This window comes from Cellulomonas sp. P1_C4, from assembly GCF_056406355.1.
Window position 1 is genome coordinate 47,923 of sequence record NZ_JBFUAI010000004.1, and the last position, 21,739, is coordinate 69,661.

Annotated in this window: 24 protein-coding genes; 16 read left to right on the forward strand and 8 right to left on the reverse strand. The window is 72.5% G+C overall.

Annotation, left to right across the window (positions count from 1 at the left end; genetic code table 11):
* The first annotated feature begins 127 nt into the window (after positions 1-127).
* From AC1DYZ_RS03975 to AC1DYZ_RS04000, 6 genes are read left to right on the forward strand one after another with little or no spacing between them, the layout of a single operon-like run.
* Positions 128-1,432, forward strand: coding sequence for a PspC domain-containing protein (locus tag AC1DYZ_RS03975; protein ID WP_477063916.1), 1,305 nt, complete (start codon positions 128-130; stop codon positions 1,430-1,432).
* Positions 1,429-2,085: a LuxR C-terminal-related transcriptional regulator gene (locus AC1DYZ_RS03980; protein WP_456824822.1), complete on the forward strand. Its 657-nt coding sequence runs from the start codon at positions 1,429-1,431 to the stop codon at positions 2,083-2,085. Before AC1DYZ_RS03975 ends, AC1DYZ_RS03980 begins: the two co-directional genes overlap by 4 nt.
* Before the next feature lie 2 nt (positions 2,086-2,087).
* Complete coding sequence (locus tag AC1DYZ_RS03985; RefSeq protein WP_477063917.1) at positions 2,088-2,504, forward strand: NUDIX hydrolase; 417 nt, start codon at positions 2,088-2,090, stop codon at positions 2,502-2,504.
* A 36-nt stretch (positions 2,505-2,540) separates the two neighbouring features.
* The gene (locus AC1DYZ_RS03990) at positions 2,541-2,705 is read left to right on the forward strand and encodes a hypothetical protein (RefSeq protein WP_477063918.1); all 165 of its coding nucleotides are present in this window, start codon (positions 2,541-2,543) and stop codon (positions 2,703-2,705) included.
* Positions 2,702-3,451, forward strand: a complete 750-nt coding sequence (fabG, locus tag AC1DYZ_RS03995; RefSeq protein WP_477063919.1) for a 3-oxoacyl-ACP reductase FabG — start codon at positions 2,702-2,704, stop codon at positions 3,449-3,451. Before AC1DYZ_RS03990 ends, fabG begins: the two co-directional genes overlap by 4 nt.
* Positions 3,448-3,906: a MaoC family dehydratase gene (locus AC1DYZ_RS04000; protein WP_477063920.1), complete on the forward strand. Its 459-nt coding sequence runs from the start codon at positions 3,448-3,450 to the stop codon at positions 3,904-3,906. Before fabG ends, AC1DYZ_RS04000 begins: the two co-directional genes overlap by 4 nt.
* Before the next feature lie 118 nt (positions 3,907-4,024).
* On the opposite strand, the gene AC1DYZ_RS04005 is transcribed toward AC1DYZ_RS04000, so the two are convergent.
* Complete coding sequence (locus AC1DYZ_RS04005; protein ID WP_477063921.1) at positions 4,025-5,242, reverse strand: acyl-CoA dehydrogenase family protein; 1,218 nt, start codon at positions 5,240-5,242, stop codon at positions 4,025-4,027.
* Positions 5,243-5,344: 102 nt separating this feature from the next.
* Between AC1DYZ_RS04005 and AC1DYZ_RS04010 the strand changes: the two genes are divergently transcribed.
* From AC1DYZ_RS04010 to AC1DYZ_RS04030, 5 genes are read left to right on the forward strand one after another with little or no spacing between them, the layout of a single operon-like run.
* Positions 5,345-5,995, forward strand: a complete 651-nt coding sequence (locus AC1DYZ_RS04010; RefSeq protein ID WP_477063922.1) for a QsdR family transcriptional regulator — start codon at positions 5,345-5,347, stop codon at positions 5,993-5,995.
* Positions 5,992-6,396 (forward strand): acyl-CoA thioesterase, encoded by a 405-nt coding sequence (locus AC1DYZ_RS04015; protein ID WP_477063923.1) that lies wholly within the window; start codon positions 5,992-5,994, stop codon positions 6,394-6,396. Before AC1DYZ_RS04010 ends, AC1DYZ_RS04015 begins: the two co-directional genes overlap by 4 nt.
* 59 nt (positions 6,397-6,455) lie before the next feature.
* Entirely contained in the window at positions 6,456-7,496 is a 1,041-nt protein-coding gene (locus AC1DYZ_RS04020) for a phosphotransferase family protein (RefSeq protein ID WP_477063924.1), read from the forward strand.
* Positions 7,496-8,701: an acyl-CoA dehydrogenase family protein gene (locus AC1DYZ_RS04025; RefSeq protein WP_477063925.1), complete on the forward strand. Its 1,206-nt coding sequence runs from the start codon at positions 7,496-7,498 to the stop codon at positions 8,699-8,701. Before AC1DYZ_RS04020 ends, AC1DYZ_RS04025 begins: the two co-directional genes overlap by 1 nt.
* A gap of 6 nt (positions 8,702-8,707) precedes the next feature.
* A complete protein-coding gene (locus AC1DYZ_RS04030; protein ID WP_477063926.1) occupies positions 8,708-10,291 on the forward strand; it encodes a long-chain-fatty-acid--CoA ligase in 1,584 nt (527 codons plus the stop codon).
* Between the two features lie 13 nt (positions 10,292-10,304).
* On the opposite strand, the gene AC1DYZ_RS04035 is transcribed toward AC1DYZ_RS04030, so the two are convergent.
* The 3 genes from AC1DYZ_RS04035 to AC1DYZ_RS04045 form a co-directional block, all read right to left on the reverse strand.
* Positions 10,305-11,042, reverse strand: a complete 738-nt coding sequence (locus AC1DYZ_RS04035) for a glucose 1-dehydrogenase (RefSeq protein WP_477063927.1) — start codon at positions 11,040-11,042, stop codon at positions 10,305-10,307.
* A gap of 76 nt (positions 11,043-11,118) precedes the next feature.
* Positions 11,119-11,694, reverse strand: coding sequence for a TetR/AcrR family transcriptional regulator (locus AC1DYZ_RS04040; RefSeq protein ID WP_477063928.1), 576 nt, complete (start codon positions 11,692-11,694; stop codon positions 11,119-11,121).
* 19 nt (positions 11,695-11,713) lie between these two features.
* Positions 11,714-12,466 (reverse strand): SDR family oxidoreductase, encoded by a 753-nt coding sequence (locus AC1DYZ_RS04045; protein WP_477063929.1) that lies wholly within the window; start codon positions 12,464-12,466, stop codon positions 11,714-11,716.
* Positions 12,467-12,588: 122 nt separating this feature from the next.
* On the opposite strand from AC1DYZ_RS04045, the gene AC1DYZ_RS04050 reads away from it, so the two are divergent.
* Both AC1DYZ_RS04050 and pcrA read left to right on the forward strand, forming a co-directional pair.
* Positions 12,589-13,071, forward strand: a complete 483-nt coding sequence (locus tag AC1DYZ_RS04050; RefSeq protein WP_477063930.1) for a DUF456 domain-containing protein — start codon at positions 12,589-12,591, stop codon at positions 13,069-13,071.
* A 61-nt stretch (positions 13,072-13,132) separates the two neighbouring features.
* Complete coding sequence (gene pcrA, locus AC1DYZ_RS04055; RefSeq protein ID WP_477063931.1) at positions 13,133-15,595, forward strand: DNA helicase PcrA; 2,463 nt, start codon at positions 13,133-13,135, stop codon at positions 15,593-15,595.
* A 163-nt stretch (positions 15,596-15,758) separates the two neighbouring features.
* Here the strand turns inward: pcrA and AC1DYZ_RS04060 are convergent, their stop codons facing one another.
* From AC1DYZ_RS04060 to AC1DYZ_RS04070, 3 genes are all read right to left on the reverse strand, one after another.
* On the reverse strand, positions 15,759-16,313 hold the full coding sequence (locus AC1DYZ_RS04060; protein ID WP_477063932.1) for a Clp protease N-terminal domain-containing protein: 555 nt from the start codon (positions 16,311-16,313) through the stop codon (positions 15,759-15,761).
* Positions 16,313-16,525 carry an RNA polymerase subunit sigma-70 gene (locus tag AC1DYZ_RS04065; protein ID WP_456847650.1) on the reverse strand — a complete coding sequence of 71 codons (213 nt, stop codon included), beginning with the start codon at positions 16,523-16,525 and terminating at the stop codon, positions 16,313-16,315. Before AC1DYZ_RS04065 ends, AC1DYZ_RS04060 begins: the two co-directional genes overlap by 1 nt.
* 226 nt (positions 16,526-16,751) lie before the next feature.
* The gene (locus AC1DYZ_RS04070) at positions 16,752-17,444 is read right to left on the reverse strand and encodes an AAA family ATPase (RefSeq protein WP_477063933.1); all 693 of its coding nucleotides are present in this window, start codon (positions 17,442-17,444) and stop codon (positions 16,752-16,754) included.
* Between the two features lie 238 nt (positions 17,445-17,682).
* Between AC1DYZ_RS04070 and sucC the strand changes: the two genes are divergently transcribed.
* From sucC to AC1DYZ_RS04085, 3 genes are all read left to right on the forward strand, one after another.
* The gene (sucC, locus tag AC1DYZ_RS04075; RefSeq protein WP_477063934.1) at positions 17,683-18,864 is read left to right on the forward strand and encodes an ADP-forming succinate--CoA ligase subunit beta; all 1,182 of its coding nucleotides are present in this window, start codon (positions 17,683-17,685) and stop codon (positions 18,862-18,864) included.
* Positions 18,865-18,896: 32 nt separating this feature from the next.
* Positions 18,897-19,784 (forward strand): succinate--CoA ligase subunit alpha, encoded by an 888-nt coding sequence (gene sucD / locus AC1DYZ_RS04080; protein WP_477063935.1) that lies wholly within the window; start codon positions 18,897-18,899, stop codon positions 19,782-19,784.
* Positions 19,785-19,902: 118 nt separating this feature from the next.
* Complete coding sequence (locus AC1DYZ_RS04085) at positions 19,903-21,192, forward strand: cell division protein PerM (protein WP_477063936.1); 1,290 nt, start codon at positions 19,903-19,905, stop codon at positions 21,190-21,192.
* On the opposite strand, the gene AC1DYZ_RS04090 is transcribed toward AC1DYZ_RS04085, so the two are convergent.
* A complete protein-coding gene (locus AC1DYZ_RS04090; RefSeq protein ID WP_477063937.1) occupies positions 21,189-21,725 on the reverse strand; it encodes a hypothetical protein in 537 nt (178 codons plus the stop codon). The genes AC1DYZ_RS04085 and AC1DYZ_RS04090 overlap by 4 nt on opposite strands.
* Positions 21,726-21,739 lie beyond the last annotated feature (14 nt).

Sequence of the window (21,739 nt, forward strand, 5' to 3'; positions counted from 1 at the left end):
CTGGTCGGTCGGCCGAGCGCGCGGCATCGGGTGGTCCCCTGAGACCACCCTGAACCTCACGCGGCGCGCCCCTGAACGAACCCCGGACGGCACCCCGGGAGGACCCGGCGCGTGTGACGATCGGACCGTGACCTCCACCGAACCCCTGCTCGTCCGCCGACGGCTGCCGTTGCGCCGTCCCGCGCGCGGGCGCTGGTTCGGCGGCGTGGCGCTCGGGCTCGCGGCCCACCTCGATCTGCCGGTCGGCCTCGTGCGGCTCGCCTTCCTGGTGCTGACGCCGATCGCGGGCATCGGCCCCCTGCTGTACGTCTTCTGGTGGCTGGCGGTGCCGGCCGGGGACCCGGCGGCGGCGGCGCAGGAAGTGCGGCCGAGCACGCTGACCCGGCTGGCTCGTCGGCAGGCGGTCATCGAGCCTGGCCGGCGCATCCCCGTGACCGACATCGCCATCGGCGCGGTGCTGGTGATAGCCGCAGTCCTGCTCATCGCGGTCCGCTCCGGCGCGGACGTCCAGGCCGACTGGATCCTGCCCGCGCTGATCGTGCTCGCGGGCCTGTGGCTGGCGTGGAGCCAGCTGGACCCCGCGCAGCGGGGACGCCTGCGGGACCGGGCCGGCGGCAAGACGCCGGTGAGCGTGCTGCGGGTGGCCGGCGGGATCCTGCTGGCGGGCGTCGGCGTGCTGCTGTTCGTCGGCCTGGCGTCGGGCGGGGGCGTCGACACCGCGACCCTCGCACAGTCGATCGTCGCCGCCCTGATCATGCTCGGCGGCGTCGCGCTGGTGCTCACGCCGTGGTGGCTGCGGCTGGTCCGTGAGCTCGGTGACGAGCGGGCCGCGCGCGCCCGCGAGTCGGAGCGCGCCGACATCGCCGCCCACCTGCACGACTCGGTGCTGCAGACGCTCGCGCTCATCCGGTCGAGGTCCGACGACTCCGCCGAGGTTGCCCGCATGGCCCGCGCGCAGGAGCGCGAGCTGCGGGAGTGGCTCTATGACGACCGCCCGGCGCCGGGCACGTCCGTGGCGGCGGCGCTGCGGGGGATCGTCGCGGAGGTCGAGGACTCGCGGTCCGGGCCGTCGGGTGACCCGGTGGCCGTCGAGTCCGTGGTCGTCGGCGACCGCGTGCCCGATGCCGACTCGGAGGCGCTGCTGCAGGCCACGCGCGAGGCGCTGGTGAACGCGGTGGTGCACGGTCGCCCGCCGGTGTCGCTGTATCTCGAGGTCGGGGAGGCCGAGGTCGAGGTGTTCGTGCGCGACCACGGCGACGGGTTCGACCTCGACGAGGTGGGCACCGACCGGTTCGGGGTGCGCGAGTCGATCATCGGGCGGGTGCGGCGTCGCGGGGGTGCCGCGACCGTCACCAGCAGCCCCGAGCGCGGGACCGAGGTGCACCTCGTGGTGCCCATCCGCACGCCGGAAGAACAAGGAGCCCAGTCATGAGCGAGACGGTCGACGTGGTGTTGGTCGACGACCACCACATGTTCCGCACGGGTGTGAAGGCGTCGCTCGACGCGGGCGTGCGCGTCATCGGCGAGGCCGACACCGTCGACGACGCGATCCGGCTGGTGCGCGAGCTCAAGCCCCCGGTGGTGCTGCTCGACGTGCACCTGCCCGGCGGTGACGGTGGCGGCGGCGCCGAGGTGATCAAGGCCTGCACCGACCTGCTGGGCGAGACCCGGTTCCTCGCGCTCTCGGTCTCCGACGCCTCCGAGGATGTCGTCGCCGTCATCCGCGCGGGCGCGCGCGGCTACGTCACCAAGGCCATCGACGGGACCGACCTTTCCGATGCCGTCCGCCGCGTGGCCGGCGGCGACGCCGTGTTCTCGCCGCGGCTGGCCGGGTTCGTGCTCGACGCGTTCGGCGCGGCCGCGGGGGACGTCGCGATCGGCGACGACGAGCTCGACCGGCTCTCCGCCCGCGAGCGCGAGGTCATGCGGCTCATCGCGCGCGGGTACTCCTACCGCGAGGTGGCCTCCGAGCTGTTCATCTCGATCAAGACGGTCGAGACCCACGTCTCGGCGGTGCTGCGCAAGCTGCAGCTGTCGAGCCGGCACGAGCTCACGCGCTGGGCGGCGGCCCGGCGGCTGCTGTGACGATGCGGCTGCGCGTCGCCGCGTACGCCGTGATCGTCGACGACGGTCGTGTCCTGCTCCCGCACTGGGTCGAGGCCGGGCGGTCCGGGTGGACCCTGCCGGGCGGCGGCATCGACCCGGGCGAAGACCCCGCCGACGCCGCCGTGCGCGAGGTGCTCGAGGAGACCGGATACCACGCGGTCCTTGACGGGCTGCTGGGCATCGACTCGCTCGTCGTCGCCGCTGCCGACCGCCTCGACCCCACCGACGGCGCCCTGCACGCGTTGCGGATCGTCTACCGCGCGCACGTCGTCGGCGGCGAGCTGCGCGACGAGGTCGACGGCAGCACCGACACCGCCGCCTGGTTCCCGCTGGACCAGGTCGCGGGCCTCGACCGCGTCGAGCTGGTCGACACGGCGCTCCGGATGGCCGGGTACTAGCGGGCCCCAGAGGTGCGTGACCGGGGCGGTGCAGTGGTGAAGGCGGGCCGGCCGCGCGAGGGTGACACCGTGATGATCGTCGGGTTAGAGGTGAGCCCGTCCCGCATCACCCTGCACGACCTCGACGTCGCCATGGACCGCCTCGCGGCCGGTGTCGAGCTCCGCCAGCTGATCGTTCTCGATGAAAGGACGCCCCTGTGAACAGGACTGCCCTCGTGACCGGCGCCGCCCGCGGCATCGGCGCCGCGACCGCACTGCGGCTGGCTGCCGACGGATTCCGTGTGGCCGTGCTCGACCTGCGCGAGCAGGACTGCGAGGCKACCGTGGACGCCATCCGCGCCGCCGGCGGCGAGGCGCTGGCCCTGGGGGCGGACGTCGGTGACGCCGGTGCCGCCGCGGCGGCCGTGGCCCGCGTCGTCGACGAGCTCGGTGCGCCCACGGTCCTGGTCAACAACGCCGGGATCCTGCGCGACAACCTGCTGTTCAAGATGACGGAGGACGACTGGGACTCGGTGGTCTCCGTGCACCTGCGCGGCGCCTTCCTCATGAGCCGCGAGGTGCAGAAGCACCAGGTCGCCGCCGGCTGGGGGCGGATCGTCAACCTGTCGAGCACCTCGGCGCTGGGCAACCGCGGGCAGGCGAACTACGCGGCCGCGAAGGCCGGGCTGCAGGGTTTCACCAAGACCCTGGCCATCGAGCTGGGCCGGTACGGGATCACGACGAACGCCGTGGCGCCGGGGTTCATCGCGACCGACATGATCCGGCAGACCGCCGAGCGCATGCACATCACCTACGAGCAGTTCATCGAGGTCGTGTCCAAGGAGATCCCGGTCGGGCGGGTCGGCCAGCCGGAGGACATCGCGAACGCCGTCTCGTTCTTCTGCTCCGAGGCCGCGAGCTTCGTCAACGGGCAGGTCCTCTACGTGGCGGGCGGGCCGAAGGCGTGATCACGGTCGCGACGCCGGCCGGCCTGCTCGACGTGGTCGGACAGTCGGCGACGGCCGAGTCCTGGCTGACGATCGAGCAGGACCGCATCGACGCGTTCGCCGACGCCACCGACGACCACCAGTGGATCCACGTCGACCCGTCGCGGGCGGCACAGGGCCCGTTCGGCGCCACCGTCGCGCACGGCTACCTCACGCTCTCCCTCGTCCCGCGCCTCACCGACGGGCTCGTCGAGGTGGGCGGGACCGACCTGGTCGTGAACTACGGGCTCGACCGCGTCCGGTTCGTGCAGCCGGTCGTCGTGGGCTCTCGGGTCCGGGCCTCGACGACGATCCGCAGCGCCGAGCCGACCGCGCAGGGCGTCCGCGCGGGCTTCACGGTGACGATCGAGATCGAGGGCGCCACCAAGCCCGCGCTGATTGCGGACACGGTCGTCCTGTACGTCGCAGCCCACTGACGCAACGTCCGAGCAACTCGGGGTCAGGACCCGTCCTTGCTCGGACGTTGCGGGTCTTTCCGAGGGGACGTCCGAGCAAGTACGGGCCGGAACCCGCATCTGCTCGGACGTTGCGGGATCAGACGAACGCCGCGATGCCGGTGATGGCGCGCCCCACGATGAGGTTGTTCATGTCCCTCGTGCCCTCGAACGAGTACACGGCCTCGGCGTCGGCCATGTAGCGCGCGACGCCGTGGTCGAGCTGGATCCCGTTGCCGCCGAGCGTCTCCCGGCACAGGGCGACGGTCTCCCGCATCGCGGTCGTCGTGTACGCCTTGGCCAGTGCGGAGTGCTGGTCACCCTGGCGGTCCTGGTCGCCCAGCTGCGACGCCCGGACGCACAGCGCGATGCTGGCGGTGATGTTTCCCAGGCAGCGGGCGAGCCGGTCCTGCACCAGCTGGAACGAGGCGATCGGCTTGCCGAACTGCTCTCGGGCGAGGGCGTACTTCACGGTGGCCTCGTAGGCGCCGATGGCCACGCCGACCGCCTGCCACGCGACCTCGGCTCGGGTCAGCCGCAGCACGGTCGCGACGTCGCGGAACGAGTGGATGTTCGGCAGCCGGTCCGCCTCGGAGACCTCGACGCCGTCGAGCAGGATGTCGGCGTTCTGCACCGACCGCAGCGCCTGCTTGCGCTCGATCTTGGTTGCGGTGAACCCGGGGGTGCCGCGGCGGACGAGGAAGCCCTTGACCTGGTCGTCGGCGGTGTCGCGCGCCCAGATGACGGTGAGGTCCGCGAAGGTGGCGTTGCCGATCCAGCGCTTGGCGCCGTTGAGCACCCAGGTGTCGCCGGTGCGGTGCGCGGTGGTGCGCAGGCCGCGCGCGGTGTCGGAGCCGGACAGAGGCTCGGTCAGGCCGAAGGCGCCCACCAGCTCGCCGCGGCTCATCGGCGGGAGCAGCTCGGCGCGCTGCTCGAGCGACCCACCGACGCCGATGGCGCCCATCGTCAGGCCGTTCTGCACACCGATGAACGTCGAGAAGCCGGCGTCGACGCGGGACAGCTCGAGCGCGACCCAGCCACGGTAGACCGCGCTGTTCTCGAACCGGACGGTCTCCGGCCACATCGGGCCGAGCATCCCGAGCTCGCCGATGCGCGGGATCAGGTGCACCGGGAACTCCGCGCGCTCCCAGTAGTCATCCGCGATCGGCCGCACCTCGGCCTCGAGGAACTCCCGGATCGCCATGACGTGCTCGTTCTCGACCGGCGTGAGGACGTCCTGGAACGAGTAGAAGTCGCTCGTCAGGAGGGCGCGTGAGGGGTCCGTCTGGAGCGCGTCAGCGCTTCGGGCAACAGTCATGCGAGGGGCTCCGCTCGTCGATCCGCACCGATCACCGTTCGAGTCTGCATCACTCTCCCAGATGTTGCATGGCCCCTCGACGGGGAGGAGTAGGTTGCCGCCATGTCGAACCTCGGCGTCGCTGCGGACCGTTCGGTCGGGCTCGGTCACGTCGGCACTCGCGCCGCGCCCTCCTGGCTGTCGCAACGGCTCGAGGACGGCGAGCACGCGGAGGCCGTGCGGGCGTTCCGGGTGGCCCGCGAGACGTTCATCGAGGGCGCCCGGATCGACATGGGCAGGCTCGCGACGAACCTCGGCGTGGATCGGACCTCGTTGTTCCGCTGGGTGGGCAACCGCGACGCGCTGCTCTCCGAGGTCCTGTGGTCGCTCGCCGTGCCCACGCTCGAGCAGGCCGAGGCCGCGACGCAGGGCGCGACGGGCTCGCCGCGGGTGGCGGATTTCCTCACGCACTTCGTCCGCGACCTCAACACCGCCCCGTACTTCCGTGGCTTCCTGCAGCGCGAGCCGGCGCGAGCGCTGCGGCTGCTCACGACGAAGGAGAGCGAGATCCAGCGGCGCTACGTCGCGGTCGTCGAGACCCTGGTCCGCGAGGAGCTGGGAGAGCAGTCGTTCGGTCGTTCGGTGAGCGCCCGCGACCTCGCCTACCTGCTGGTCCGCATCTCGGAGTCGTTCACCTACGCCGACCTCATCAACGGCGACCGGCCCAGCGCGGAGCGCGCGCGGGCGGCGTTCGAGCTGGTGCTGCGCCCGTGACCTACCCGCACCGGGCGCCCTTTCCCACCCGCTGGAACGACAACGACGTCTACGGGCACCTCAACAACACCGTCTACTACGAGGCCATGGACACGACGATCAATCTCTGGCTCATCGCCTCCGCGGGGCTGGACCCGCGGGCGGGCGAGCCGATCGGCGTCTGCGTGTCGTCGTCCTGCGAGTTCCGCGTCTCGGCCAGCTTCCCCGAGCCGCTCGAGGTGGGCCTGCGGGCCGGCCGGGTGGGCACCAGCTCCGTGACGTGGGAGCTCGGCATCCTGCGGGAGGGCGAGGTGATCGCGGAGGGGCGGTTCGTGCACGTGTTCGTCGACGACGCGACGCGGCGCCCGGTTCCGATCCCCGAACGCATCCGCACCGCCATCGAGCGCGAGCTGGTGGTCTGATCCGATAGCATACCGACCGGGCGGTATGGCGACGTGCGGCCCGGGAGAGGTGGTCGACGATGACCGAACGGATGCCGGACCCGCCCGGGCTCGACGTGGCGCGGCTCGAGGCCTACCTGCGCCGCGAGCACCCGGCACTCCTGGCGGACGGCAGCCTGTCCGCGCAGGTCATCGCCGGCGGCCGCAGCAACCTCACCTACCGGGTGGACGGCGCGACCCGACCGCTGGTCGTCCGCCGCCCGCCGCTCGGCCACGTGCAGACGACGGCGCACGACATGGCGCGGGAGCACCGGGTCCTGTCCGCGCTGGCGGGTTCGGCTGTGCCGGTGCCGCCCACGGTCGCGCTGGTCGACGACCCGTCCGCGGGCACCGGCACGACCTTCTTCGTGATGGACCTGGTGGACGGCGTGGTGCTCGCGGACCCCGCGCAGAACGCGGCGTACCCGCCCGACGCGCTGCGCGCGGTGAGCCTGGAGCTGGCGACCCTGCTGGCCGAGCTGCACGCGATCGACCCCGCCGGCGTGGGGCTGGCCGACCTGGGCCGCTCGGAGGGCTACCTGGGCCGGCAGCTCACGCGGTGGCGCACGCAGCTGGACGGCTCGCACTCGCGGCCCGTGCCGAGCCTCGACGACCTGCAGGAACGCCTGGCGGAACGGGTGCCGACCACCGGACGCAGCAGCATCGTGCACGGCGACTACCGGCTGGACAACGCGCTCGTGGGAGGTCAGGGACCGCACATCACGGCGATCCTCGACTGGGAGATGGCGACGCTCGGCGACTCCGCCGTCGACCTCGGCATGCTCGGCCTGTACTGGCACATCCGGCAGCTCAGCGACGCCGTCCCGAGCGCGGTCGATCCCGACGCCGGCTACCCGGACTTCGACGAGCTGGTGGACGCCTACAGCGCCCGCCTCGGCAGCAGCATCCCGGAGCTCGGCTGGTACCGCGCCTTCGCCGCCTACAAGCTCGCGGTCATCCTCGAGGGCATCCACTTCCGATTCCTCGGCGGCGACACGGTCGGCGAGGGCTTCGACCGGATCGGCGCCCTGGTATCCCCGTTGGCCGACGAGGGCCGCGCGCAGCTGGCGGGGGTGCGCTGATGGACTTCGCCCCGGACGCGGTCACGGTCGACTTCGTGGATCGCACGCAGCGCTTCCTCGACGAGCTCGTGTACCCCGCCGAGCCGGTGCTGGAGGAACAGCTGGCCGCGACACCGGGCGAGTGGGGGACGAGAGCGGTCGTGCGCGACCTGCAGGCGGCGGCCAGCGAGCGGGGGCTCTGGAACCTGTTCCTGCCGGGCGGCGCCCTGACCACCCTGCAGTACGCGCCGGTCGCCGAGCTCACGGGCCGCAGCCAGCGCCTCGCCCCGGTCGCGATGAACTGCGCCGCGCCCGACACGGGCAACATGGAGCTGCTGCACGAGTTCGGGACGCCTGAGCAGAAGGACGAGTGGCTCGAACCGCTGCTCGACGCCGAGATCCGGTCGGCGTTCTGCATGACCGAGCCCGACGTGGCGTCGTCGGACGCCTCCCAGATCGCGACCCGCATCGTGCGCGAGGGCGACGAGTACGTGATCACTGGCCGCAAGTGGTGGTCGACCGGCGCGATGAACCCCGACTGCGCGCTGCTGGTGGTCATGGGCGCGACCGACCCGTCGGCGGAGCGCCATCGTCGGCAGAGCATGGTGCTGGTCCCGCGCGACAGCCCCGGGGTCCGGATCGTGCGGCCGCTGACGGTGTTCGGGTACGACGACCGCGATCACGGCGGCCACGCGGAGATCGCGTTCGAGGGCGCACGCGTGCCCGTGAGCAACATCCTGGCCGGCGAGGGCGAGGGCTTCGCGATCGCCCAGGCGCGGCTGGGTCCGGGACGGATCCACCACTGCATGCGCTCGCTGGGGATGGCGGAGCGGGCGATGGACCTGGTGGTCGAGCGTGCGACGTCGCGCATGGCGTTCGGCAAGCGGCTGGCCGACCAGGGCGTGGTGCGCGAGTGGGTGGCCGAGTCGCGGCTCCAGATCGAGGCCCTGCGGCTGCTGGTGCTCAAGACCGCCTGGCTCATGGACACCGTCGGCAACCGCGCCGCCATGACCGAGATCCAGGCCATCAAGATCGCGGTCCCGCGGGCCGTGCAGCAGATCCTCGACCGCGCCATCCAGCTGTTCGGCGCGGCCGGCCTGTCCGGCGACCAGCCGCTCGCCGAGATGTTCGCCGCCGCCCGGGCGCTGCGCCTGGCTGACGGCCCCGACGAGGTCCACCTCGCCTCCCTGGGGCGAGCCCAGCTCGACACGACGAAGGGAAAGTGAACCGACATGACACACGATGAAGCCCTCGACGGTGCGGGCTACGGAAGCATGTCCGTCGCGGCGATCCTCGCCGAGACCGCCCACAGCAGGCCCGACCGCACCGCGTTCCTCATGGGCGACCAGGTGGTCCGGTACGGCGAGCTGTGGGAGCAGACGCGTGCGTACGCCGGCGCCCTGCGCGCCCGCGGCATCGGGCCGGGCGACCGCGTCGCCATGCTCGTGCCGAACGTGCCCGACTTCGCCCGCGTCTACTACGGCGTGCTGGCGCTCGGCGCGGTCGTCGTGCCCGTGCACCTGCTCTTCAAGGCCGAGGAGATCGCGTTCGTCCTGCACGACTCGGGCGCGAAGCTGCTCGTGGCCGCCGCGCCGCTGCTGGCCGAGGCCGGCCCGGCCGCGGCGACGGAGGGCATCCCGCTGCTCACCGTGCTGGTGCCGGACGGCATGGACGTCCCGTTCCCGCGCCTCGAGGACGAGGCCGCCGCGACGGAGTCCATCGACCTGTACGCATCCGTCCACCCGATCAGCGCGGCGACGATCCTGTACACCAGCGGCACCACGGGTCGGCCCAAGGGGGCCGTGGGCTCGCACATGGCGATCATCGAGCAGGTCAACGTGGCCCTCATCGACACGTTCGACATGAAGCGCGACGACATCGTGTTCGGCGGGCTCCCGCTGTTCCACACGTTCGGCCAGGTCTGCGTGATGAACACCGCCTTCCGGGTGGGCGCCGCCGTCGTGCTGCTGCCCAAGTTCGACCCGGACCAGGCGCTCGCGCAGATGGTGAAGCACCGGGCGACGGTGTTCACGGCGGTGCCGACGATGTACATCGGCCTCCTGCAGGCGGCGGCCCGCAGCACCGAGCGGCCGCCCCTGCGGTATGCGGTCTCGGGCGGCGCTGCGCTGCCGGTCGCGGTGCTCGAGGCGTTCTCGCGGGAGTTCTCCGCCCAGGTGCACGAGGGCTACGGGCTCACCGAGACGTCGCCCGCGGTGTCGTTCAACTACGTCGGCGAGCCGATCCGGCCCGGCACCGTCGGCCGCCCGCTGTGGGGTGTGGACATCGAGATCGCCGACGCCGACATCGACGACCGCATCGTGCCGCTGCCGCTGGGCGAGCTGGGCGAGATCGTCGTGCGCGGGCACGCCCTGTTCAAGGGCTACCTCAACAACCCCGAGGCGTCGGCCGCCGCGGTGGTCGACGGCTGGTTCCGCACCGGCGACCTGGGCACCAAGGACGCCGACGACGTCATCACGATCGTCGACCGCAAGAAGGACATGATCGTCCGCAACGGCTACAACGTGTACCCGAGCGAGGTCGAGGACGTGATGATGCGGCACCCTGCGATCGCGTTCGCGGCGGTGTTCGGGATTCCCGACGACACCCGCGGACAGGAGGTGCACGCGGCCGTCGTGCTGCTCGACGGGCACACGGCGACCCCCGACGAGATCGTGGCGTTCGTGCGCGAGCGGGTCGCCGCGTACAAGTTCCCGCGCGTGGTGCACCTGGTCGACGCCCTGCCCCTGGGCGGCAGCGGGAAGGTGCTCAAGCGCGAGCTGGTGGCCCAGTTCTCGACGGTACCCGTGGAGGCCTGAGGGGCCGGGCCGGTCAGGAGTGCGGGACGCCCGCGATCATGCCGCCGTCGACCACGTGCTCGGTGCCCGTGGTGTAGGCGGAGTCGTCGCTCGCCAGGAACACCACGGTGCCCGCGACGTCGTCCGGGAGGGCCGGGCGGCCCAGCGGGATCGGCACCGCGGTCGGGTCGAGGCGGGCCGTCATCGGCGTCTGCACGAACCCCGGGTGCACGGAGTTGACCCGGATCCCGTCGGGCCCCAGCTCGACCGCGAGCGACTTGGTCAGGCCGCGGACGCCGAACTTCGACGCGACGTAGCCGTGCAGGTGCGCGCCGCCGAGCATGCCCTCGACCGACGAGATGTTGATGATCGAGCCACGCCCGGCCGCCTTCATCGTCGGCACCACGGCCTGCACGCCCAGGAAGACGCCCGTGAGGTTGACCGCGATGACCGCGTCCCACTTGGCCTTCGGGTAGTGGTCGATCGGGCCGGCGTTGGCGATCCCCGCGTTGTTGACCAGGACGTCGACCGTGCCGAACGCGGCGCGCGTGGCGTCGACGGCGTCGGCCCAGCTCTGCTCGTCGGTGACGTCGAGGTGCACGGCGAGGGCCCGGTCGCCCAGCTCGGCGGCCAGCGCGGCCGCGGCCTCGTCGGCCAGGTCGGCGACGACGACGCTCGCCCCCGCGGCGTGCAGGGCGCGCGAGAACGCGGCCCCGAGCCCGCCCGCGGCTCCGCTCACGATCGCGACGCGACCTTCGAGCCTGGTGTCCATGCGACTCCCTCTCAGGTGACCTTGATGACCTCGGCCGGCTCGCCGTGGCGGACCACGTGCCAGGCGGGCACCCGCGTCAGGCCTTGATGGCGACGAGGAAAAGGTCCGTCAGCTGCTCCGCGAGGATCGTCTTGTCCTCGGCGCCGTCGGGCGAGTACCAGGTCGACAGGTAGTGCACGTCCGCGAAGAAGTGCGCCACGAGCACGGCGTGCGGGATGTCGGTCCGGTACAGGCCCTCCTCCTGGCCCCGCTCGATGATCCCCGCGAACACGTCGTGGTACTGCCGGCGGCGGCGGGTGACCTCCTTCTGGCGCGGCTCGGAGAGCATGTGCACGCTGCGGAAGAACACGGTGCCCTCGGGCAGGAAGTCGATCGAGGTCTCGATGACGTCGACGCACACGTCGTGCAGCGTCTGGGCCGTCGCCGCGCCGCGGGCGATGATCTCGTCGAGGTGCTCGGTCTGCAGCGACAGCATCCGCTCGTAGACCGAGAAGAGCAGGTCGTCCTTCGACTCGAAGTAGTGGTACATCGCGCCCTTGGTGACGCCGGCGGCCTCGACGATCTGCTGCACCGACGTGTTCGCGTACCCCTGGGCGGCGAACAGCCCGACCGCCGCGCGCGTGATGTCGTCGACGACGCTGGAGGTGGCCATCTGTTCTGGACTCCTTCTGCTAGCCGACGGCGACGGCACTGGCGCCGCCGTCGATGGTGAGGGTATGGCCGGTGATCCACGCCGCGTCGTCGGAGAGCAGGAACGCGACCGGCCCGGCGACGTCCTCGGGTTCTCCGATCCGGCCCAGCGGGTACGCCGCGGCGAGCGCGGCCTCGCGGTCACCCGCGTAGAGCGCCTGCGCGAACTGGGTGCGCACCACGGCGGGGGCGACGGCGTTGACCCGGATGCGGGGCGCGAGCTCGACGGCCAGCTGTTGCGTGAGATTGATCAGGGCGGCCTTGGAGACGCCGTAGAACGCCACGCCCGGGCTCGCCGACAGGCCCGCGACCGAGGCGGTGTTGACGATCGAGCGCCGCAGGCCCGCGTCCACCGCCGACCGGGTCCAGTCGAGGGCCGCGACCACGTTGACCTCGAGGATCTTGCGGACCACGGAGCTCTCGATCTCGAGCGCCGGGCCATAGGCCGGGTTGATGCCTGCGTTGTTGACCAGGTGGTCGAGCCCGTCGAACCGGTCGCGGACCAGCGCGAACACCTCATCGCGGTGGTTCGCGTCGTCGGCCTTGCCCGCCGCGCCGACCGCGCGGCCCGGTTCGATGGCGTTCAGCCGGGTCACCGCCGCCTCCAGCGACTCGGGCTTGCGCCCGGTGAGCACCACCGTGGCACCTTCGGCGACCAGACGTTCCGCGATGGCCAGCCCGATCCCGCGGCTGCCGCCGGTGATCAGGGCGATCCTGCCCTCGAACCTGCGCATGGCACCTTCCTCGATACCGACCGTTCGGTATGTGTGAGGGTAGCGCACGATCCTCCGCTGCTCTCGGACCGGCGAAGCCGGTCGGCGCGCTCGTCGTCACGTCGGGCAGTACTGTCCAGCGCGTGAACTCCGTCGGTGACCTCCTGGTCGGGCTCGTCGTGCTCGCCGGGCTGGTCGGCGTCGTGGTGCAGGTGCTGCCGGGCGGGCTCCTCGTCGCCGGAGCCGTCACCGTGTGGGGCGTGGTCACCGGGGGTGTCGCCGGCTGGACCGTCGTCGCGATCGCGGTGGTGCTCGTCGTGCTGGCGACCATCGGCAAGTATTTGCTGGCGGGCCGGCACCTCAAGCGTGCGGGCGTGCCGTCCTCAACGCTGGTCTGGGGCGGGGTCGCCGGCGTCGTCGGCTTCTTCGCCATCCCCGTCGTCGGCCTGTTCGTGGGGTTCGTCCTCGGCATCTACCTGGCCGAGCTGTTCCGCGCCCGCGAGGCCCGGCCGGCCTGGCGGGCCACCGTCGCGGCACTGCAGGCGACCGGCCTGACCATCCTCGTGGAGCTTGCCGCGGCGCTCGTCACCACGGCTGCCTGGCTCGCGGCGCTCGCCGCGACCTGACCCCACGCGTCCACAGCGCCAGGACGGTGATGTCGGCGCCGGCGCCTATCCTGGAGGGGCCATGACGTCGCTCTTCGAGAACCTCTCCCTGCCCCTGCCCGGCGTCCCCGCGGGCGGTCCCGACGACGCCGGATCCGCCGAGCGCCGCGCGCGCCGACAGGCCGAGGCGGACGCCCTGGTCGTCGGGCTGAACCCTCAGCAGCGCGAGGCCGTGCTGCACCAGGGCGGCCCCCTGCTCATCGTCGCCGGCGCCGGCTCGGGCAAGACGCGGGTCCTCACGCACCGCATCGCCTACCTGCTGGCCACGGGCCGGGCCCGGGCGGGCGAGGTCATCGCGATCACGTTCACCAACAAGGCCGCCGCGGAGATGCGCGAGCGCGTCGAGCACCTGGTCGGGCCGGCCGCGGGGCGCATGTGGGTGTCCACGTTCCACTCCGCGTGCGTGCGGATCCTGCGGCGCGAGGCCGCGACGCTCGGCCTGCGGTCGAGCTTCTCGATCTACGACTCCGCGGACTCCCAGCGTCTGCTCACCCTGGTCGCGCGCGAGCTCGACCTGGACTCCAAGCGCTACCCGGCCAAGGCCCTGGCGTCCAAGATCTCGTCGCTCAAGGACGAGCTGGTGGACCCGGAGACGTTCGCGGCGACGTCGGGCGGTGGGGCGGCCAACGAGTTCGACACCGTGCTGGCGCAGGTCTACACGCGCTACCAGGCGCGGCTGAAGCAGGCGCACGCCCTCGACTTCGACGACCTGATCATGACCACGGTCCACCTGCTGCAGGGGTTCCCGGCCGTGGCCGAGCACTACCGACGCCGGTTCCGCCACGTGCTGGTCGACGAGTACCAGGACACCAACCACGCGCAGTACGTGCTGGTGCGCGAGCTCGTCGGGTCGTCGCGGGGGATCGTCGACGACTCCACGGACATGGAGCTCCCGCGCGGCGAGCTCACGGTGGTCGGTGACGCGGACCAGTCGATCTACGCGTTCCGCGGCGCCTCTATCCGGAACATCCTCGAGTTCGAGGTCGACTACCCCGACGCGAGGACCATCCTCCTGGAGCAGAACTATCGCTCCACCCAGAACATCCTGTCGGCCGCCAACGCCGTGATCAGCCGCAACCCCGGGCGCGAGGGCAAGCGCCTCTGGACCGACTCGGGCGCGGGCGCCCAGATCGTGGCGTATGTCGCGGACACCGAGCACGAGGAGGCCCGCTTCGTCGCGGAGGAGATCGACCGGCTCGGCGACGCCGAGAACGTGCGGCCCGGCGACGTGGCCATCTTCTACCGGGCGAACGCGCAGTCCCGGGCGCTGGAGGAGGTGCTGATCCGCGTCGGGCTGCCCTACAAGGTGGTCGGCGGCACCCGGTTCTACGAGCGCAAGGAGATCAAGGACGCGGTCGCCTACCTGCGCGCGATCGCCAATCCCGACGACGACGTCAACCTGCGCCGCATCCTCAACGTGCCCAAGCGCGGGCTGGGCGACCGCTCCGAGGCGATGGTCGCCGGGTTCGCGGAGCGCGAGCGCATCTCGTTCGGGGCCGCGCTCGAGCTGCTCGACGAGGTGCCGGGCCTGGGCACCCGAGCGATCACCGGCCTGTCCGCGTTCGCCGCGATGATGACCGACCTGCGCGTCCTGGCCGGCTCCGGCGCGGGTCCGGCCGAGGTGCTGGGGGCCGTGCTCGACCGCTCCGGCTACCTGGCGGAGCTGCGCGCGAGCGAGGACCCGCAGGACGCTTCCCGCGTCGAGAACCTGGCCGAGCTGCACGCGGTGGCGTCCGAGTTCGAGCAGAGCGATCCCGAGGGTGACCTGGCCGACTTCCTCGAGCGCGTCTCGCTGGTGGCCGACTCGGACCAGATCCCGGACGACGACGGCGGGGACGAGGGCGGCGAGGCGCGGCCCGACCAGGGCGTCGTCACGCTCATGACGCTGCACACCGCCAAGGGGCTCGAGTTCCCCGTCGTGTTCCTCACCGGCATGGAGGACGGCACGTTCCCGCACCTGCGGTCGCTGTCCGACTCGCAGCAGCTGGAGGAGGAGCGCCGGCTCGCCTACGTCGGCCTGACCCGGGCGCGCGAGCGGCTGTACATCTCGCGCGCGGCGGTCCGGACGGCGTGGGGCGTGCCCAACGAGTTCCCCGCCAGCCGGTTCCTCGATGACCTCCCGGACGAGCTCATCGACTGGCGGCGGCGAGAGTCGTCGACCCAGCAGCTCCGCAGCAGCTACGGCTCGGGGTACGGGTCGGGCTACGGCTCGTCGGGCGGCGGCGGTGGGTATCGCTCGGCGCCCCGAGTGGAGACCCGCAAGGCTCTCCCGTCCACCGGGGCCACGTTCGGGTCGGCGACGCCGCGGCCCGACTCCGCGATCCCGCAGCTCGCGATCGGCGACCGGGTCACGCACGACTCGTACGGCCTCGGCACCGTGATCGCGCTCGAGGGGGCCGGCCCGAACGCTGTGGCGAAGGTCGACTTCGGCACCGACGGCACCAAGCGGCTGCTGCTCCGGTTCTCGCCGGTCACCAAGCTCTGAGCCGTCGTGCTCGACATACCCGTCAGGCTGGCGTCGCCGAGCTGAGGCTCGGACAGGTCCCGACCGGCTGCCGTTCCGTGTCGCCCTGGCGGCGACGGCCGGATCGGGGTGGCCGACGCCCGGATCCGCAGCATCTGAGCGAGGGAGACCCCGGCGGCCACGCTCATCCGACCGGCACGTCGGCCCACGCTGCGTCGACCGAGGCGCACACGTCGTCCGAGGACAGACCGAGCGCGTCGAGCACGCGGTGCGCCGTCGAGCGGTCGAGGCGGACGATCGCGAGCAGCAGGTGACCGGAGTCGATCCTGCGGTGCTTGTACCGGATCGCCTCGCGCAGCGAGAGTTCGAGCAGCTTCTTCGCCTCCGCATCGAACGGTCGGTGTCCCGCCTTGCCGGCCGCGGGCGCCGCGGTGACCGAGTCCAGAGCCCCGGGGCCGAACGTCGCCTCGACCTGCGCGCGGACCGCGTCGAGGTCGATGCCGACGCCGGCCAGGGCATCGGCGTCGATCGCGTGCCCGGGCAGCGTGCGCACGCCGGCGAGCACCGCGCGATGGTCGACGCCGAGGCTGCTCAGCGCCCGGGCGGCGATGGCGTCCGGCTCCCGGATCGCGCCGAGCAGCACGTGCTCGGTCCCGATCCGCTCGGCACCGAGCGCGCGTGCCTCCTCCTGTGCCTGCACGACCGCCTCGCGGGCGTCCTTCGTGAATCGCTCGAACATCAGTCGAACCTCTTCCCGTACTTCTTGTGGACCGCCTGCCGTGAGACGCCGAGGGCGGCGGCGACCTGCTGCCAGGACCACCCCAGCCCGCGGGCGCGCTCGACGTGCAGGGCCTCCAGCCGGTCGGCCAGCGCCCGCAGCGCGCGGACGGCCCGCAGGCCCTCGGCAGGCTCGGCGGCACTGGCGGCCGCGGTCATCAGCTCATCGGACATGCCGTCAACTTACGTTGACAGTGCCACGGATGTCAACCCAAGTTGACGCGATCAGTCGGATGCCGAACGAACAACGTCCGAGCGGATCGAGCCCAGGGGCTGCATCTACGCGGACGTCCGGAGGGAGTGGAGCGCAACGTCCGAGCACAACGATGCTCAGGGCTGCATCTGCTCGGACGTTCTGCAGCGACGGCCGCGTCCCGGGGTGGTCTGGTCGGAGTGCGGGTCAGTCCTCGCGGATGACCTGCGGGCGGCGCAGGTCGCGGTTGTCGATGACGACCGTGGCGCGGGACGCCGGTCGGCAGGCGGCGAGGTAGCGGCGCTGGCCCTCGACGTAGCGGGCGTTCGCGGGGTGCGTCGGGTCCGGGGGGCACCCGTCGCGGACGGACATCCGCGCGAACGTCTCGGCGAAGTCGACGTCGAGGTAGACCGAGAAGTCCCACCAGGCGGCGAGCTCGTCGCGGTGCAGGAAGATGCCGTCGACGACGAGCACGGTGCGGTCGGTGCCGGCCTCGCGGGGCAGCTGCAGGGCGGTGTCGGTGGCGACGTCCCGCACGGCCCGCCGGTAGCGACGGCTCCCGCCCGGCGCGAACGGCTCGAGCACCTCTGTGCGCAGGGCGTCGTAGTCGTAGGAGTCGGCCCAGAAGCCCTCGGGGGAGTGCCGGCCCTGGCGGTAGCGCTCGTCGCGCGGGCGGTGGAATCCGTCGACGCCCACCCGGACGACCGATCGGCCCGCGCGGCGCAGCTGGGCGGCGAGCTCGTCGGCGAACGTCGTCTTGCCGGCACCGTCCATGCCGTCGACGCCGACGAGCACGGGTCGGCCGAGCGTCCGCGGGTCGGGAACGCGGGCCGCGACGGCGCGCAGCACGGCGAGGCGCGCGACCGACGCGAGGGGGGCGGTGTCGGCGGGGGCGCTCATCGCTGCCGACCCGGGGTGCGGCCAGGAGCGAGAGGTGCAGCGACGGGCGTCACCGGATCCATGCCGGGAACGTAGCGGACGGGCCGGTTCACCGGAAGGACTCACGGAAGGCCAGCGGATCGTCGCGCACGCCACATCTCTCGATGTGAAGAGATCTCCGACCGGCCGCTACGATCGACCGGGGCGTTTCGGCCGCACAGAGGCCGTCGAACGCCGGTGATGAGAGGACCCAGACCAGGTGGACCTGTTCGAGTACCAGGCACGTGACATCTTCGAGAAGCACGGCGTGCCCGTCCTGGGCGGCGTCGTCGCCACGACTCCCGAGGAGGCCCGCGCCGGCGCGGAGCAGCTCCTGGGGGGCCAGGACGGCGTCGTCGTCGTCAAGGCGCAGGTCAAGGTCGGCGGCCGCGGCAAGGCGGGCGGCGTCAAGCTCGCCCGGTCCGCGGACGACGCGGCCGAGAAGGCCGGCGAGATCCTCGGCATGGACATCAAGGGCCACACGGTTCACCGCGTGATGATCGCGCAGGGCGCGAAGATCGCGACGGAGTTCTACTTCTCCCTCCTGCTGGACCGCGCCGAGCGCCGCTACCTCGCGATGTGCTCGGTCGAGGGCGGCATGGAGATCGAGCAGCTCGCGGTGGAGCGTCCCGACGCCCTCGCCAAGGTCGCGGTCGACCCGCGCACGGGCATCGACCAGGAGAAGGCCGACGAGATCGTCGCGGCCGCCGGCTTCACCCCCGAGCTGGCCCCGAAGGTCGCCGCGGTGCTGCAGACGCTGTGGTCGGTCTACCAGAACGAGGACGCCACGCTCGTCGAGGTCAACCCGCTGGTGCTGACCGAGGACGGCGACATCGTCGCGCTCGACGGCAAGGTCACGCTCGACGAGAACGCCGGCTTCCGCCACCCGGAGCACGCCGAGCTCGAGGACGCCGCTGCGGCGGACCCGCTCGAGGCGCGCGCCAAGGAGAAGGACCTCAACTACGTCAAGCTCGACGGCGAGGTCGGCATCATCGGCAACGGCGCCGGGCTTGTCATGAGCACGCTCGACGTCGTCGCGTACGCCGGCGAGGCGCACGGCGGCGTGAAGCCGGCCAACTTCCTCGACATCGGCGGCGGCGCCAGCGCCGAGGTCATGGCCGCGGGCCTGGACATCATCCTCACGGACCCGCAGGTCAAGTCGGTGTTCGTCAACGTCTTCGGTGGCATCACGGCGTGCGACGCCGTCGCCAACGGCATCGTCGCGGCGCTCGAGATCCTCGGCGACGAGGCCTCCAAGCCGCTGGTCGTGCGCCTGGACGGCAACAACGTGCTCGAGGGTCGCCGGATCCTCGCCGATGCCGGGCACCCGCTGGTCACGATCGCGGACACGATGGACGGCGGCGCCGACAAGGCGGCCGAGCTCGCCCACGCCGCCGCCTGAACCCCCTGACGTAGAGAGAAGCAGACACCACCATGGCGATCTTCCTGACCGAGGCATCCAAGGTCATCGTCCAGGGCATGACGGGCTCCGAGGGGCAGAAGCACACCACCCGCATGCTCGCGTCCGGCACGGCCGTCGTCGGCGGCGTGAACCCCCGCAAGGCCGGCACCACGGTGACGTTCACTGCGGGAGGGACAGCGACCGACGTCCCCGTGTTCGGCTCCGTCGCCGAGGCGATGGACGAGACCGGCGCGGACGTCTCCGTGATCTTCGTGCCACCCGCCCACACCAAGGCCGCGGTCGTCGAGGCGATCGAGGCGGGCATCCCGCTGGTCGTCATCATCACCGAGGGTGTCCCGGTGGCCGACACCGCCGAGTTCTTCGCGCTCGCGGTGGACAAGGGCGTGCGGCTCATCGGCCCGAACTGCCCCGGCCTGATCAGCCCCGGAAAGTCCAACGTCGGCATCATCCCGGCGGACATCTCGGGCCCCGGCCGCGTCGGCCTGGTGTCGAAGTCCGGCACGCTGACCTACCAGATGATGTACGAGCTGCGGGACTTCGGGTTCTCGACGGCCATCGGCATCGGCGGTGACCCGATCATCGGCACCACGCACATCGACGCCCTCGCGGCGTTCGAGGCGGACCCCGAGACCGAGGTCATCGTGATGATCGGTGAGATCGGTGGCGACGCCGAAGAGCGCGCGGCCGCCTACATCGCCGAGCACGTCACCAAGCCGGTCGTCGGCTACGTCGCCGGCTTCACGGCGCCCGAGGGCAAGACCATGGGCCACGCCGGCGCCATCGTCTCCGGCTCGTCGGGCACCGCCCAGGCCAAGAAGGAGGCCCTCGAGGCCGCGGGCGTCAAGGTCGGCAAGACGCCGTCCGAGACGGCCGCCCTCGCGCGCCAGCTCCTGTCCTGACCGCTTTCGCGACGACCCCGGCGAGCCTGCGCTCGCCGGGGTCGTCGTGTTCTACCCGACAGCCGACGCGCCGGGCGGGGTTCGCGCGTGCGGGTGTCCCGGCGGCGACCATGGCACGGTGAGCTCCACCGGTCCCCGCACGGGCGGCACCCCCGTCATCGACCGCGGACGTCGTCGCACCATGACCGACGACGCCGCGCCGACGTTCTTCGTGTCCGCGCTCGACGGTGCCCCCCGCTGGGTCTCGGGGATCCTGTCCGCGCTGCAGGCCGCGGTGCTCTCGCTGCTGGTCCTCACCCTCCCGGCCGTGGCCGCCTACGTCGCGACGTCCGCGGACCCGTCGAACAGCGGGGTCGGCTGGTTCCGGTCGGTGGGGGTCGGGTCGTCGCTCTGGCTGCTCGGGCACGGGGTCCCGGCGGAGGTCGGCCCGGTCACGGTCTCGCTGGTCCCGCTGGGCGTCACGATCCTCGCGCTGTTCTCCTGCTACGCCTCCGCGCGCCGTTCCGGGCTCGCCACGTGGTCCGCGTACGCCGCCGGTGTCGGCACGTACACGCTGGTCACGGTGCTGCTGGCGCTGCTCGACGGCATCTCCGGGGCGGGTCTGCTGCGGGCGATCGTCGGCGGTGCGGCCGTGTCCGCCGTCGGGCTCGGCGCGGGCCTGCTGGCTCGGCCCGAGGCGCCGACCTTCCGAGCGCTGACCCGGCCGGCCTGGTCCCGCTGCCCGGCCCCGCTGCGCACCGGAGCGGCCGGCGGCGTGCTGGGGACGGCCTGCCTGGTGCTCCTCGCGGCGCTCGTCACGACGCTCTGGGTCGTGGCCGGCCGGGCGACCATCGGCGACGTGGTGCGCGGCCTCGGACTGGACGCGGTTGGCGGCGTCGTGCTGGCGGTGGCCGAGCTCGCGTACCTGCCCAACCTCGTCGTCTGGGCCCTCGCGTGGCTCACCGGCGCCGGCTTCGCGGTCGGTTCCGGGACGCACTTCGCGCCCGACGGGGTGGTCGGCGGACCGCTGCCGGCCGTCCCCATGCTCGGCGCGCTCCCGACGCCGGACGTCGCGGGACCGGCCACGAGCGTCGTGCCCCTGGTGCTCGTCGTCGTCGGCGCGCTCGTCGGCTGGTACGTGCACCGTCGGCTCGTGTCGCTGCGGTGGTGGGACGCACCCGCCGCGTGCGCGTCCGCCGCGGTCGTCACGAGCCTGGCGGTCGCCACCCTGGTGACGATGGCGAGCGGCGGCATCGGGCCGGACCGGCTGGCCGACGTGGGCGCGCAGGGGATGGTCGTCGGGCTCCTGGCGGGCGCGGGCGTGCTCGTCGGGTCGCTGCTCGTCGCGCTGCCCGGTGACGGGCCGTTGCGCGCGGAGGTGCGCCGGTGGGTCGGGGTGCTGCTCCGGCGCGAGCCGTCCGAGGTCTAGGACCCGGTCTGCTCGAGCGAGTTCCGCAGCTTGTCGAGGTCCCGCGTGTACTGCGCGTCGCAGGCGTTCGTCGCGGTGACCGTGAGGGCGCCCTCGAGGCACTCCTGCTTGGCCTGCTGCACCGGCCACAGCGCCAGCTGGACGCCGAGGAGCAGCGACCAGAACAGGGCGATGGCGACGCCCGCGGCGATCATCGGCGTGAGCCCGCGAGACCGTGCCTTGCCCGACACGACGAGCGCCCACACACCGACCACGAGCGCGCCCAGGGCGAAGACCAGACCGGCCGCCTGCCACGGGAGCGGGAGGGTGGCCACCAGCACCGACGAGAGGATGAGGACACCGAACAGGCGCGTGAGGCGCTGGGCGCGGGCGGTCTGCTCCGGGTCCGGCGGCCGGCGGTCGGGGGCGCCCGGACCGACGGCGGGCGGGAGCGCCGCTGGCGGGGGCCACGGGTGCTGAGCAGGTGGCGCATCGACCCGGTCGCCGTCCGGCGTGCGCGGACGGTCCTCGGGGGGTGCGTAGGGATTGCTCACCACAGCATTCTCGC